Annotated in this window: 10 protein-coding genes; all 10 read right to left on the reverse strand. The window is 60.0% G+C overall.

Annotation, left to right across the window (positions count from 1 at the left end):
- Nucleotides 1–2: 2 nt before the first annotated feature.
- The 10 genes from BWR59_RS08585 to tssJ are packed head-to-tail and all read right to left on the reverse strand — an operon-like array spanning nucleotide 3 to nucleotide 14,680.
- Nucleotides 3–1,727, reverse strand: coding sequence for an SUMF1/EgtB/PvdO family nonheme iron enzyme (locus BWR59_RS08585; RefSeq protein WP_081565203.1), 1,725 nt, complete (start codon nucleotides 1,725–1,727; stop codon nucleotides 3–5).
- Nucleotides 1,720–2,922 carry an FtsX-like permease family protein gene (locus tag BWR59_RS08590; protein ID WP_081565204.1) on the reverse strand — a complete coding sequence of 401 codons (1,203 nt, stop codon included), beginning with the start codon at nucleotides 2,920–2,922 and terminating at the stop codon, nucleotides 1,720–1,722. Before BWR59_RS08590 ends, BWR59_RS08585 begins: the two co-directional genes overlap by 8 nt.
- Nucleotides 2,922–3,638 (reverse strand): ABC transporter ATP-binding protein, encoded by a 717-nt coding sequence (locus tag BWR59_RS08595; RefSeq protein ID WP_081565205.1) that lies wholly within the window; start codon nucleotides 3,636–3,638, stop codon nucleotides 2,922–2,924. The genes BWR59_RS08590 and BWR59_RS08595 overlap by 1 nt, the downstream gene beginning before the upstream one ends.
- A complete protein-coding gene (locus BWR59_RS08600; protein WP_081565206.1) occupies nucleotides 3,638–6,604 on the reverse strand; it encodes a serine/threonine-protein kinase in 2,967 nt (988 codons plus the stop codon). The genes BWR59_RS08595 and BWR59_RS08600 overlap by 1 nt, the downstream gene beginning before the upstream one ends.
- An 8-nt stretch (nucleotides 6,605–6,612) precedes the next feature.
- The gene (locus BWR59_RS08605; protein ID WP_081565207.1) at nucleotides 6,613–7,344 is read right to left on the reverse strand and encodes a protein phosphatase 2C domain-containing protein; all 732 of its coding nucleotides are present in this window, start codon (nucleotides 7,342–7,344) and stop codon (nucleotides 6,613–6,615) included.
- The gene (gene tagF, locus BWR59_RS08610; protein WP_081565208.1) at nucleotides 7,345–7,989 is read right to left on the reverse strand and encodes a type VI secretion system-associated protein TagF; all 645 of its coding nucleotides are present in this window, start codon (nucleotides 7,987–7,989) and stop codon (nucleotides 7,345–7,347) included. It lies immediately after the preceding gene.
- Complete coding sequence (gene tssM, locus BWR59_RS08615; protein ID WP_081565209.1) at nucleotides 7,986–11,489, reverse strand: type VI secretion system membrane subunit TssM; 3,504 nt, start codon at nucleotides 11,487–11,489, stop codon at nucleotides 7,986–7,988. The genes tagF and tssM overlap by 4 nt, the downstream gene beginning before the upstream one ends.
- Nucleotides 11,486–12,784 (reverse strand): DotU family type VI secretion system protein, encoded by a 1,299-nt coding sequence (locus tag BWR59_RS08620; RefSeq protein WP_081565261.1) that lies wholly within the window; start codon nucleotides 12,782–12,784, stop codon nucleotides 11,486–11,488. Before BWR59_RS08620 ends, tssM begins: the two co-directional genes overlap by 4 nt.
- 39 nt (nucleotides 12,785–12,823) lie before the next feature.
- Nucleotides 12,824–14,158, reverse strand: coding sequence for a type VI secretion system baseplate subunit TssK (tssK, locus tag BWR59_RS08625; protein ID WP_081565210.1), 1,335 nt, complete (start codon nucleotides 14,156–14,158; stop codon nucleotides 12,824–12,826).
- A 15-nt stretch (nucleotides 14,159–14,173) separates the two neighbouring features.
- Nucleotides 14,174–14,680 carry a type VI secretion system lipoprotein TssJ gene (gene tssJ / locus BWR59_RS08630; RefSeq protein WP_081565211.1) on the reverse strand — a complete coding sequence of 169 codons (507 nt, stop codon included), beginning with the start codon at nucleotides 14,678–14,680 and terminating at the stop codon, nucleotides 14,174–14,176.
- Nucleotides 14,681–14,688: the final 8 nt, after the last annotated feature.

Consider the following 14,688-nt stretch of genomic DNA (forward strand, 5'->3'; position numbering starts at 1 on the left):
CATCATGGCTGCGCCGCCGATGTGAGCAATTCCTTTAGAATCGCCGGTGGGTCCGCGCGCTTTCGCTGGCGGTAACTCCCCACGTGACGTACGAATAAAGTGGCGCGGGCGACCAGACTCTTGCCCAGCACCGGCCTGTGGCTGAGTTCTTCCTTTACACGCTGAAGTTGCGCCTGAATCACCGCATCGGTGTAGCGCGTGCCGGTCGCAAGGTTGTCTATGTAAATCGCCAGCGCACCATCAAGCGCGCTGGTGCCATTTTTGATGGCCACGGTGAACAGCCTGGCGCTTGCTTCATCCTTGGCATCGGCGGCCTGCTTCTGGCTTTTGCGCAGATTGGTCAGGCGGATGTTGTAGTTATTGATGGTTTCGACGACCAGCGCCGAGGACTGAATGAGGTTACCCACTGCCATTTCGCGCTGTTGTGCAATCAGAGAAATGCTGCGCTTGAGCTCTTCGTTGACCAACCCAAGCTCGGCTTGAAGCCGTGGATCGGTGCTTGAGGAGATGATCGTGTCCAGTCGTTTGGTCGGATCCTGGGCGTCGTCGATGGCATCTGTCAGCGAAGCCAGCCGCCCCTCTTGCTGCCATTGCTCGAACAATTCTTTGTAACGCGAGCGTGGCGCAGACAACGCACCGATTGCGATCCGAAAACCGGTAGTCTCGTTGCTCTGCTCGGTGCCATCTGCTGCGAACAGCGGATACTCGCGGCGCATGCCGGTGAACAACGTGCCCTCGCCCTCCAGATAGTTGCCTCCCTTGGCGACGAATCCGCCATAAGCGCCCTGAAGCCGCCCGGCGTGTACCAATTGGAACGACTCCTGAACCATTTCGGCGGCATTGCCGATCACGTCGAACATGCCAATGGGGTTCGGCAGCCTGGTGCCGATGAGCATCAGGCGCGCGGTCTGCCCGGTGCCACCTGCGACCTGATTGAAAACGGCCCAGTCCCCCAGCGGGCCATCCTCGTCACTGCCGTCGATGCGGCGCGGAAACAACCGCCCTTCCAGCTCTTGGCGGCTCACCGCCTGACCGCCGCGGGCGGCGTATTCCCACTCGACCTCCGTGGGCAGACGTACGACCGCGACACCGCCGTCGCCATCGGTTTTTCCCCGGCCACTGATGGGTAAAAGATCACGGTAATATTTAATCAGCCAGGCGCTATACACCGCAGAAAAGCGCTCGGCCTCGAAGCGCGAAAGTCTGACTTTGGGCAAGCGCCCGGCCACGCCTTCGAACACTTCGCAGGCAGGTGCCGGTTCACCACTGGCCAGAGCCTGCGCTTGCGACATGACCTGAGCGTATTGCCGCGCCGTAACTTCATACTTGCCGATGAAATAAAGCATGGGTTTAAGCGGTGTGGCGGGATCCGTTTTTGGCAGTAAAGGACCGATGATCTTCCGCCAGCCGCTCGGCAAGTCGTCGAGAGTGAACTGACCGTTGATGAAGTCGCGGCGGTAACCGGAAATGAACGACTGCTTGTATCCCGCCTCCCCCTCGCTGAACGAGTAGCCCAGGCTGATTTCACGGTCATCCAGCGTGCCGCGAGCCAGGACATAGACGTAACGCAAGACCATTTCGCCGTCACATGGCAATGGCAGAACCACGTCGCCTGCCAGCGGCCTGGGGTTGTCCAGCGTGTCGCCATCAGCAGCCATGGCAGAAAGCGACATACCCAGGGTCGTGCTTAATGCCAGTGCACACAAAGCCCGACGCAACTCAAACATCTCTGATCCCTTCCGAAGCCTGGATGCGTGCCACTCTCCAGCCCCCCAACGCTGCAGCCATTGCACTGGCGCCGAGCGCAGCCAGCAGAGCCAGGCAGTAGTGACGAATCAGCAGATGGCTGGCGTACTCTCCCGGGCCTTGCACCAACAAATAATTAAGGCCGCGCTCCGCCAGGCAATAGAGCGCAACGCTGATCACTGATGCCAACCCGCCGCTGTAGAGCGCCTGCAAAACCACGAAAAGCAGAAGCGAGCCGGTACCAAAGCCAAGCAATCGCAGAACCGAAAGTTCGCGCCGTTTACGCTCGACCGCTGCCAACGCGCCCGCCAGCACTGCCGACCCCGCGCCCAGCACCGCGAGAGCGAAAATGACCCAGAAGACGATGGACAAGTTGCGACTCAGGGACTTCACCTGAGCAATGGTCTGAGCGTGAGTCGACACCAGCAGATTTTTTCCCGCGAAATACATCCGCAGCGGCTCGACATCGTCAAGGTCACGGGCGTAAAGGCGAAAGGCAGGGAAGACTCGCTTATCCTTGGTAGCTGGGGAGTCACCGTCCCAGCCAAACGCGTTTACGGCACGCCCGTCGCGAAAATCTTCAACGGCCTCAAGCAGCGCAGTCGAAGCGAATATCGCATCTCGAGCAAAAGCCTTGATTGGCAGGATCCCGGTGACGAACACGTTTATGCGCTGGGCCTGTGTGTGCCCTGCGAGCTGACGATAAAAGCTCGCCTGGAGCCAATCGCCGGTCTTGGCGGCAAGTTTTTCAGCGGCTGTCTGACTCAGAAGCACACGGTCAATTTCGTTGGGCGGCAGCATGTCGCCCAACAGCGGATCACCGAAATCGGTGGGGATCATTTCGACGTTTAGCGGTTGATCACGCGTCGGCACCGACAGATCGGCGGTCGCGGCGATCTGCCGTGTGCGGGGCAAGGCGAACGCTACGTCCGGCCTTCGCGCCAGCTCGTCGATGAAATCGATGCTGAATCGGCCACCGCCAACGGGGATCAGTTCTCGCACAGCAGGGTCGCGCTCCAGGCGTTCGGTGAGACTGCTGATCAACCCGAATTTGAGGCCGAACAGCACCAAAAGCGGTGCGATCACTGCTACCAACGCCAATACTGCGCCAGTCGAGAAGCGCGCATCACAGCGATAGTCTTGCCAGGCCAGAGAAGCCACCAAGGCGATTCGCATCAGTGCGCGCCCTCCAACGTCGCGGTGATGCCGCCATCGTCGTCCCGCACACAGGCGATGTGCAGCATGGGCAAACCGACCTCTCGAGCCAGGCACTCATCGTGTGTCGCAATCAAGCAACTGGCGCCTTGCCTGCGAGACCGTCCCAGCAACAGCTGCATCACCCTGTGTGCGTTCAGCGGGTCCAGCGCGGCAGTGGGCTCGTCGGCGAGGAGCAAGTGCGGGTTGTGCGCCAAGGCACGCGCGCAACTGACGCGCTGGCGTTGTCCGATGGAAAGCGCATGCGGCCTCTTCTCAAGTTGATCGCTGATTTCCAGCTGCGCCGCGAGGTCGTCGACGCAGCCGTCATCGTGCAGCCTCAACAGCTTGCGAGGCAGTCCGATATTGCCGCGTACATCGAGATAACTCAGCAACCCACCTGTTTGCAGCACGTAGCCAATTTGTCGACTGCGCAACTCGGCCAGACGATTCACCCGGGCATCGCGCCACAGATTGGCGACGTCGACAGGACCATCATCGGTGGCAAAGTCGAAGCGCCGGGATGCGTCCGGGGACAGCACCAGTCCCAGAAGATCAAGCAGCGTGCTTTTGCCACAGCCGCTCGGCCCGACCAACGCCAATTGCTGGCCGGCAGCCAGATCCAGGTGAGGGATCACCAGGCTGTACCGCTGGCTCCCTTCACCCCGGGTCTTGCGCACCTCCCGCAAACTCAGCATCACGGGAGCGTCGACAGTGGCACGCGATACAACGCATCACCCGGCTCGGCATCACCGAAACGGACCCAGTTGGCAAGGTCGTTGTGGAAGCTTTCATAAAGGCGGATTTTTGATTCCAGTTCCTCGATGAAATCTTCCTGCTCACCCACGCTCAGCGACAGCCACAGATCCTGCGTCATGCTCAGGGATTTGCTGCGATACGGCAGACCTTCCAGATATTCTCCAAGCACGCCGCTGCGGGCCAGATTTGCACCCTGGCGCAACGCTGACGGATCACGGCTCATGTACGCACTGGCGCTGGCGATTTCCTGAAAGAAATCCGTGGGCGAGGTTTGAGTCTTGCGCGCGGCATCGACGATCAGTTTCAGCGACTGCTGAAGATCGTTGAGCTGCAATTTGCTGAGCATCACGCATACCTGAAACATTGGAAGTGCGGGGTTGATCAGGTCACGGTCGGAGGTCCAGGCACTGACCAGTTGCGGAGCGCGCGCACCGCTTTGCTGCCCGAGAAAGTCCATACGCATCGCGTAACCGATGGCGACGGATTTGTCGGTCACCGACGGGGCCGCCGACAGCGAAGGCGCGATCTGCGGCTGATCGCTGCGCACCTGATGAACCAGATCGGCGAACACCGAACCGATGTCCGACACTCGCGCACCAAATGTCTGCACATCGCCGCCCGGGACCGGAACGTACAAATCGCCGATACGCGGGTTGGCGTCGGCAGTCAGCGTGCGGTATTGCTGCTCGGCGAACGCGTGGTTCTTCTGGCCTGCGTCGGTTTTCAGGTGCAATGCGTAGATCTTGATCTGCTTGCCCAGCGCGGCCTGCCGGACCTCAGCTTCGTTCATCCGGGTGCTGCTGTAGGGATCGCTACTGCGCAAAGAACCGGCGTCGCTGACCAGCAGAATCAAGCGTCCGCCGTAACCCGACCAGTCCATTCCGTTGACTGCCTGCATCACCCCGGCGAAAGCATCCTCGTTGAATGAATGGCTGGACACACTGGTCGCCTTGACCTGTCGCGCCAACTCTAGAAAACGCTGCGGATCACGCCCTTGCTCAAGCGTGATCAGCGTCTTGCTGAGGTATTCAAGGCCTGGGGTCTGGCTGATATTGTTGCGAAAGCCCACCAACCCGAAGCTGACGTTATCCAGCTCCCCACGCTTGCCTATCTGGCTTTGCAGTTCGGCGACCACATCCCGTATCCGATCGATATAGGGCTGCATCGAAACGGAGGTGTCCACTACCAGCACAACTCCGGTACGGAAGGCGTTCTCGCCGACGGATCTGACGAGATCACCGGAAGCGGTCCTCTGCGGCGTGCTTCCAGGGTCGACGGAGGCGACGTTGAGCAACTGGACCGGCTGACCGTTCCGGTCGAAGGTTTCCATGGCATCGAAGATCGGCAGCAAATAGAACTGGCGCTGCGCAACTGCGCTAGCGGCAGGCTCCAGCGCGAGCACCTGTTGCGTGTCATCGGCATTGCTCTGTGCATCGAGCAGCAGCTTTTTCGCCGCTGCCGGATCGTTCAACAGGCGCTCCAGCTGGCTTGGCTCACGCAGGAACATCGCAGGTGTGCGCCCCGAGCGCTCGCTGAACTTCAACACCAGAGCCTGCTTCCATTCACTGACCTGATCGGCACCGAGCCAGCCTTCGCTGTGTCCGTCACTGGCGGCGCCCACACGCAGCCACTGGGTGCCGTTGACGCGCCTGCGCTGATATACGTACAGCACCGAAAACGCCGGGAGCACCTGCTCGCCTGACGCGCCGGGCTCGGTAGACAACTTCGCACCCGGCTTCGTCAGGACTCGCTGGAACAAGGTTTTCTTGTTCGGCATCAGTAACGGACGGTCGCCACCATCAGATTCAGCAGTCAGTAATTGCCCAGATACTGGGAGCAGGTTTTCTACTGACGATGTAGAGCGGCTTGTCGTGTTGGTACTTGGAGTTATCGTCGACGCCACAACCATCGTCGGTTTCTCGATGCTCAACCACCAATAACCACCAACACCCAATCCGAGCGCAGTGGCTAGTGCAACCGCGCCCAACGCAACTACCGGCCCTGAGCGTTGCACTGACTTGCCCGAAGTCGCGGGTGAGGGCGCAGGACTCGGAGGAGGAGCAGGCTCCGCAGGCAGCGGTAACAAACGAATAATCGTCGCATCCGGAACGTGAGGCGGCAGGCTGTCCAACGCCCGGATCAACTCATCCGCATTGGCGAAACGATCTTCACGATCCTTGGCGAGCAATTTGCTGAGGATGTGCTGATAACGGCCGTAATGGATCGGCAGTTCGGGAAGCGGTTCGGTCAGATGCGCCAATGCGGTGGAGAGCGCATCGGGGCCGTTGTATGGCAATTTTCCGACGAGCATTTCGTAGAGCACAACGCCCAGCGCGTAGAGGTCTGCGCGTCCATCGATTTCAATGCCTCTTGCCTGCTCCGGGCTCATGTAGCTCGGCGTCCCCACAGCAAAACCGGCCTGAGTGAACTGTGTGCGATCGTCCAGCGACTTGGCGATACCGAAATCCGAAAGCACCGCAGAGCCGTTGGCGCGAAACAGGATGTTGGCTGGCTTCACATCACGATGGACCAACTCCTGCGCATGGGCGTAACTCAGCGCCGACGCGATCTGACGAACGTAAATAAGGCCTCGTTCGGCGCTGATGCCAGCAGCGACACGTTCTTTCAGCGTGCCGTTGGGCAAGTATTCCATCGCCATGTAATACAGATTGCCGACATTACCAATGTCGTGAATGGTCACCGTATGCGGGTGAGACAACCGCGCCAGGGTTTTGCCTTCGCGCAGGAACCGTTCGCAGAACGTGGGATCGGTCCCTAGCGCCGCCGCCATGACTTTCAGTGCGACCTTGCGTTCGAGGGAGCGCTGCGTGGCGAGATATACGGTAGCCATGGCGCCTTCGCCAATCTCGCCTTCTATGTCAAATCCGGGAATCAATAGGTCCATTAGGGTCTTCAGCAGGCTTTGACGACAATCGCCGTGATGTTGTCGGGAGCGCCCCGGGTGAGCCCCAGATGCACCAGGCTACGAACCACCTGCACTGGGTCGTTGTGACCCAGCACATCACGAATCTCGCAGTCTTCGGCGGTCTTGTTGAGGCCGTCGCTGCAGAGCAGCCAGGTGTCACCCGGCAGGATTTCGAGGTTGACCATCGCCAGCTCCAACGCGTCCTCGGCGCCAATGGCTCGGGTAACAATGTTGGCCCTTGGATGCACACGGGCTTCGGCCTCGCTGAGCAAACCGCTGTCCTGCAGATCCTGCACGTAGCTATGGTCGCGGGAGATACGCCGAAGCTCATCGTCACGTAGACGGTAAAGCCGGCTATCCCCCGCCCAAAGACATACGCCCTGATTTCCGTTGACGGCCATAACCACCACGGTGCTGCCCATCATGTCCAGGCCGCGGCGCAGGGCTTTTTCGCGTACCGCAGTGTTCACTTCGGCCAGTACGGTACGCAGCGCGTGGGTGTAGATCGCCAGCGATTGCGCAAGCTCTACACGCCGCAGGCTGTCGACGATGAGGGCCGCAACGTAATCCCCCGCCGCATGCCCGCCCATTCCATCGGCGATGGCCCAGAGACCATTCTCCGGCAACTCGAGAAGCGCATCTTCGTTGACCTGCCGCACCATGCCGACGTGGCTGTAGCCGGCGCAGTGGTAGTGGATGTTTTCAGGTATTGCAGACATCTAGATCGACGCTCCTTGTCCCAGCAGGAAGCTGGCGAATTTGGCGGCATCAGGCAACCCCTGATAGCGCATGAGGCCCGAAGCTCGCGCGGAGCCCTTTTCCCACCACAGACTCGAACCCTCACAAGTCATGTCAGCGAGGGCTCGAAGGCGGATCTCAGAATCGTTGAGCTCCGTGCGTTTGGTAAAACGGCTGGCGGGTTCGCGGTCGGTTGCGGGTAAAAAACCGAGCGCCGAAACGCTGTGGTCGAAGGCTGAAAAATCAGCGTTCTCCTCAAGCGTCGAGAGCATCAGCGCTTCGACCTGTTCGAACCAGAGTTCGGGGGAGCCGATCACTGCCGCCAGGGACTGATCGATATCGAGGGTCTGCGCGACAGTCAGCGGGAAATAACGCCCGACCCTGTCAATGCTAGGCATCAGTACACCCACCATCGCGCCAGGACCACTCACCCCCGCAGCAAGGACGAAACGCCACAACGGACTTACCAGATAGGCGTCGAGCCAACCCTCGCCGAGTTGCTGCTGACTGGCCCGCAGCCCCGCCGCCAACCATGCATCCCAGGGTTGAACGAAACTCTGGGGCAAACCGCGACTGACAAAGTCACCACGGCTGGCTACCTTGCCGTAGAAACCCAGCGTCGTCACAACCGCTCCGGCAAGCTGAAGCCGCTCAGTACACGGTTCTTGAACGGGTTAAAAGCGCTGTTGGCGCGCAATTCATAGGAAATACTGGCATTGTCGACCCGCATGCGCAGGTTGAATCGATCAGGCGATCCGCCCCCCATCAGATCCGATTGCTCCAGCAGACGGAACCACGCCCACGGACCGTCAAGCGTGACACCCGAACGTCCGCTGGGAGACGGCGGCGAAATCGACAGGCGGACAACGCCAATGCTGCCGGGGTTGGGCCACTGCATCGCGACCTGGCGACTCGGGCCGTGGTCATAGCTGATTTGCTGGCCGTCAAGGTCGAGCAGGAACTGGTTGATCGACGCATCCATCGCCACCGGTTTGAGCTCGAAGCGCACAGAAGGCTGTACGCCTCCAGTGCGAAAAAAAGCATCACGAATCGCGGCCGCACGCTGAAAAGTCTGCAGAATCGAAACGTTGATCCCGAGCTTCTGCGCAGCCCCTGGTTGCCAACGCCAGACGGTGGCCGACGTATCGACATAACTTTGCAGGTACTTGCGGAAATAGTTATCCATCACCCCGCCCACTCCGAAAAATTGGCCGAAGTCGTCCAGCGTCGCGTCCCGCGCGCTGCCTGATGCCAGCGGATAACGGCCGCTAAGAGATTGGCGATAAATACTCACCACATCACTGACCCACGCCGCATTCAGTTGCTTGCGCACCCCGCCCATCATGATATTGGTGGTTGAGCTGACCACCGATTTGACCAGTCCCTGCACCACCGGCGGTTGTCGGTCGACGTTCAGATTGACCCGCGCCGCGGCAGCGCCGGCCGAGGTCTTAGCCTCGTCGAGCAGCGCATCGCCACTGGCCCCGACCATCGCGCTGACCTGCACGTACAGCGCGTTCATGTCCGCCAGCACGCCGTCTATCGCAGCAGAACCTCCCTCGCCCTTGCTGACGAACGTATTGAGCTCGGCAAAATGCGTCGTGACCGGGTCGTCAGCCATAGCCGACGTGGCTGTGCTACCCGTCTGCTCCTGACCGAGCATCGAACCCAGGCGCTGCTTGAGCTCATCGACCTCGCCTTCAACTCTCTTGCCTTGCTCGGCCAGCAGTCTTTCTTCCTGTTGCAGATTGGTTTCCCTGGCCACCGCCACCAGCAGTTTTTTCAGCGGCGATGCAGGCCCGGAAATCACCCGCAGCACATCAGCCGCCTGAGCGATGCTGGTGATCGGTATGAAGTCGAGATCAGCGAGTAGTGCATCCCACTGGCGCTGGTAATCCTGGAAATAAAGCCGGCGTACATCGCCTGCAAGGCTCACGGCATTCTGCCGATCACCATTGTTGAGCCCCAGCACCCATTGCTCGTCAGCCAGCGTACCGGCCTGGCTCAGGCTGGCTGCAAGGAACACCTCGCGATAACCCTTGGCCGTGTAGAGGCCACTCAGTGGATCGCCCAGAGCCTTGCCGCTCTTGCGGGAAATCACCAGCGCGGCGTCACGACCGGCAATCTGGGTGATGCGAAAGTCCGCTACACCTTCCGGCAGGATCTGGCGCTTTACCCGGTCATAAACACGCTGCGCCACAGGCAACTGTTGCAGCTGCCGACGCAAGTCATCGATCAAGCGCTGATCCAGAAGTGCATTGGGTGGATGCCGCTCGAACAAAGCCTGCAAATGCTCACCTAATGCCTGCCGCTGATCCGGCGGCAAGTCACGGGGCAAGCTCTGATCCCAATCCAATGCGACCCAGGCCTTGATGAAATCAGCGTCGTAATGCTCGCTGTCTGCAAACATCAGATAAGCCTTGAGGCCTTCGAAGAGGAAGTCAGAACTGCCGCCGCTGCGCAACTGCTCCTCGACGCGAGTCAGCAGCCGCGGCGCGAATACGGCAATGAGCAGTTTGCGATAAACACTGCTGGATTGCGCCTGGAGCATGTCGCCCTGATAAAGCCCTAAACCCTGCGACATATCCGGCGGATCACTTGCCAGATTGCGCACGCCGTTGAGTAGCGCTAGCACCTCGAGAACATCACGCTGTGCAGGGCTCAGACTCTGTAAGGTCTGCCCAAGCGGAGCGACCTTCTGATCAACCTGAGCGATGTAAACCTGATTGGCGCGATAACTGATGGCCCAGAACGTCCCGACAACCAGCACCATCGCGACGGTGGCAGCTAGCGCAGCGCGCGCCATCCATTTACGTCGACGCTCGACTTTGTGATTGACGCCCACCAGACCCCGTTCGGCGAATGCCACCGCCGTGAACAGCTTTTCAATAAAGTAACTGCGGCCGGTTTCCACCTGACGCGCCAGATGCTGGCGGTCCAGGTTCATGCCTTGGGCCATGGCGCCGATCAAGCGATCGATCGGGCTGCCTTCCTGGGTGCTACTGGTGAAATAAACACCACGCAGCAAGGCCCGCTCCTCGAAAGCATTGGGTTTGAACACGCCGTCGAGGAATGCGTGCAACGTCTGTTTCAGCGCGCCGAACTGTTGCGCGAAGCCATAGATCAGGTCGCGTCGCGCCGGGTCGCGCTCCTGCTGCAAGCGCTCGACCAGACGCTCATTCAACCGTTGCTCCAGCAACGCGAATTCACTCAAGAAGTCCGTCAGCGGGCCATCATTGTTCTGGCCGTCGTCCAGCGTGAAAGTCATGCCCCAGACTTGCGCTCTCTCCTCTTTGCTGAGGGCGTCGAAGAACTCAATGAAACCCGGAACCAGGTCGAGTTTGGTCAACATCACGTAGATCGGGAGTCGCACACCTAGCCGGCTGTATAACTCCTGAATCCGCGCTCGAATAGCCGCAGCATGAGCCCCGCGCTCGGCTTCACTGGTGAGTAAAAGATCCGAAAAGCTGATGGCAACGAAGGCGCCGTCAATCGGGCGGCGCGACCGCTGGCTTTTCAGCAGGTCGAGAAAGCCGAGCCAAGCGGCCTTGTCGATCTGCGCATGACTGTCCTGCGTGGTGTAGCGGCCCGCGGTATCGAGCAACACCGCTTCGTTGGTGAACCACCAGTCGCAATTGCGAGTGCCACCGACGCCGCGAATCGCCACCGCGCCCATTTGCGCAGCGAGTGGAAAATGCAGGCCGGAATTGACCAGCGCTGTGGTTTTGCCGGAGCCCGGCGGGCCGATGAGCACATACCACGGCAGTTCATACAGATTGCGTCGTTCGTCGCCACCAAGCCGGGCCTTCTTCAACAGTTTCAGAGCGTCGTCCATGCGCTGCTGCAGGATCGCGAGCTCCTGGGCGGTGCCCACACTTACCAGATCCGGCGCAGTATCGGCGGCCAGATTTTCCAGTACTTTGGCCGTGTGGCGATGGGCCCGAACGATGCGGAACACCCTCCATACAATCCATGCAACGAACAAAACCGCGATCAATGCCCAGCGTCTGCCTTGCGGTACCAGTACGTTTAGCAGCGGGCCGAGGAACCAGATGATCAGACTCAACGCAGTCAGGCCGATAACAGGTAGGACCCAGCGAATGACGACCCCCAATAACGCCTTCACTCGACCCCCTCCGCCAGCACAGTGATTTCAACCCGGCGATTCTTCGCCCGCCCTTCGGCAGTCGCATTGGACGCGACCGGCTCGGTATCGCTGCGCCCTTCAGCGGAAAAGCGCCCGGGCTCACCGGTCTTCGCCGAAAGTATCTGCAGGACCTCACTTGCACGCGCGTGGGACAGCGCCCAGTTGGACGGGAAACGCAAGGTGGCGATGGGTTGGTTATCACTGTGGCCAGTGATGCGCACCTGCCCTTTGACTTTGCGGATAGCTTCGGCGATGCGCAGCATCAACGGCTGGAAACCGTCGAGGATAGTGGCGCTGCCTGACGAGAAGATCTCATCGCCACGAATGGTTACCACCGAACGATCAACCGCATCCTCCACTGCAACCCTGTTGGCCTTGATGTCTTCCACTAGAAACCCCGCCAGACGGGGGCGCTCAATGACTCTGGGCTGCATCACGGCGCGCGTGATCGACTGCACCGGAATTTCTCCCAGCGCGTGAATATTCTTGAACACCTGTTCAGTGTCTGAGGCCAGCTTCAGGCGAAGACCGAACAGCAGTACGAGCAGCAAGGCAAGGCCCATTGTCACGCCCACCCACGGCGGCATGAACTGCGAAAGACGATCAGGCGCCACCGTCACCCCGCGCCAATGGGGCGACAGTTCTCGCTCGAACCCGCCACGGCTGCTGCGGATAGCAGCACTGGTACGCTCACGCAGCGCTTCAAGCTGGTTGCGGCCGTCGGTCATCACGCGATAACGGCCTTCGAACCCCAGACATATACACAGGTACAACAGCTCAAGCAGAAACAGACGCTCGCGCGGGCTTTGCAGACAGTGCTCCAGCAGCCGAAACACCTTCTCGCCGCCCGAAGCTTCGTTGTGAACGGTGATCAGAAGGCTCTGCTTGCCCCAGTCACTCTCACTCCCCCATGGGGTGCTCAACACAGCTTCGTCGAGCGCGGTACACAACGCGTATCGCGCCAGCAGTACTTCGTTACGCACGATACCGGCTGCTCCGGCGCGCTCTTCGAACTGACGCAAATATGCCAGCAACTGCGCTTTCAAACTGGCGGGTGCCGGATGGGCGATGGTGCTGCGCAAACGCGTGAGCAGTGCCAGTAACGGGCCTGCGGCCGCTTCGAGCGGGTTCAGGCCTTGCGCCTGACCGGACGGCAACGGCGCTACGGGCATCGATAACGATGCCTTGGAGGTTGCGGGGTCAACATGTGCTGCAGGCTGCGGTCCACGTCCGCCCGGACGAGGCATGAACTGCGTGCGATCACTTGCGGGCATCGGAGGGTTGAAGGGCTGGTCGTGGGAAGGCATCGGCAATTATCCTCGGATTGCCCAGAGAGCCAGTTCCAACCCAGGAAACTCGCCCGCGATGTGGAAGGCCAAACCGCCCGAATGCTCCAGCTTCTTCCAGTGCTCGCTGCCGCGATCAAGCTCGTAGTAGGTGGAACCTGCGTGAAAGGGGATCTGCCGGGGCGCCACGGGCAAGGGCAGCAAGCCTATGCCCGGCAGTTGCAGGTTGACCAGATCCCGGATGTCTTCCACCGAACCGATCTTGCTTTGCTGAGCGAAACATCCGCGCAGGGTTTCGCTGGGCATGTCGGCGCGCACCACCAGGATGAAACTGGCCGAGTCGATCAAGGTCCGGTCAGTGAGCGTAGACACACGAATGCCGTAAGCCTTTTCGATAACAGGTATCGCAGTGGCGTTGCTATCGATCAGCATCGACAATGCCTCACGCAATGCCTGCATGACCGGCGCCATCGTCGAAAAGAGGTCATCGTGCCGATAGCGCACGAACTTTTCGGGCCTGCGCCCGAAGTTGGAAAAGGTCGCAAACTCCCCCGCCAGACTCACCAGCTCGCTGTACAAGCGTTCGGGGTGCAACGGGCTCAGTTCGCTCAGATGACGGATCAATGGCTCGACACGATTGACCAGTTGCAACAGCAGGAAGTCGGCGATTTCGGATGCACCTCCTGCACCTGAAGCTACTACGCGGCCCGCAAGCGCTTCGCCACGCTGCTGCAGCAATCCCAGCAGTTCGTTGCGAAATGCCTTCAGCGATCGGGAGACTGCCACGTCGAGCACTGGAGGGATGTAACTGTCATCGAGCGTCAAGTTGCATTCAGAGCGTTTCTCTTTGATGCGCACCACACCGATCGCGGCGTAATCGCTGATGCCGTCTTTTTCGGTGAGCAATCTCAGTGCCCGCGAACCAACGGCCACAGGCGCCCGACTCTCAAACGGTGCGTTGTCGTCACGCACCTCCCGCACCTGGCTGACGAAACGCGCAACGGCCGGGGATTCCCCCTCCTTTACTGTGTCGCGCAGCCCCGCACGCTTAAGTGGCAAAGCCAGATAAACCAGTCCATCGCGCAGGGTCTCGTCAATACTCAGCGGGCTGGGCGCCAGATCGTCGTGGGGAATGTTGAAAGGCGTACCGTCGGGCAACAACCCGCGCGCCGATTCAATGCCCAGTTTGCCTTGCTTCAATAATCCATCATCCAGCGAAAGCTCGGAAAAACCCCAGCCCCCGGCGGACAATGGACGACTGCGAGCATCGATAAGATTTTCCAGGTAACGGTCATGCTGCTGAAAGTGCTGCGTTGCGATGAACATGCCTTCCGACCAGACGACTCGATTGTTCCAGGACATGGGTTCTCCGATTGCCTATTGGGCGGGGCGAATTGAATTGGCGACGCGATCGCTGCTCACGGCGCGGGTGTCCAGGCCGACCTGGAATTCAGCGGCATGAGGAGGCATGACATCGAGTCCGGTGCGCCAGTTGGCCTGATCGATCTCGCGATAACCGACTACCAGGCCAATCTGTCGCGTGGCGGCGTTGAGGTCACGGGTAACGGTCAATTGCTGGCCCGGCCGGATCAGCACTTCATCCTGCTCGATGAGATCGGAACCCAGGGTTGCCTGAGCGCGTTCTGCCAGCGCGAAATAGTCGGCGCGGGAGAAATTCGCACTGTTCTTGAGCTCGTATATCCGCACCCGCACAGGCGTCGGTTGGCCGTTGGCACCGGGGTTGAGCCCGGCGACAGCATCGAAGTGCAGCACAATGGCGAGAGCCTCAGCAGGCTTTTCCAGCGGCTGGGGTGCTTCCGTATCACTGGCACAGGAAACCAGCATCAGCGACATGGCTGCCGCCAATACAACTTTTCGAAACATCCTTCGTC

This window comes from Pseudomonas sp. Bc-h, assembly GCF_002080045.1.
In the GTDB taxonomy this organism is placed as follows: Bacteria; Pseudomonadota; Gammaproteobacteria; order Pseudomonadales; family Pseudomonadaceae; genus Aquipseudomonas.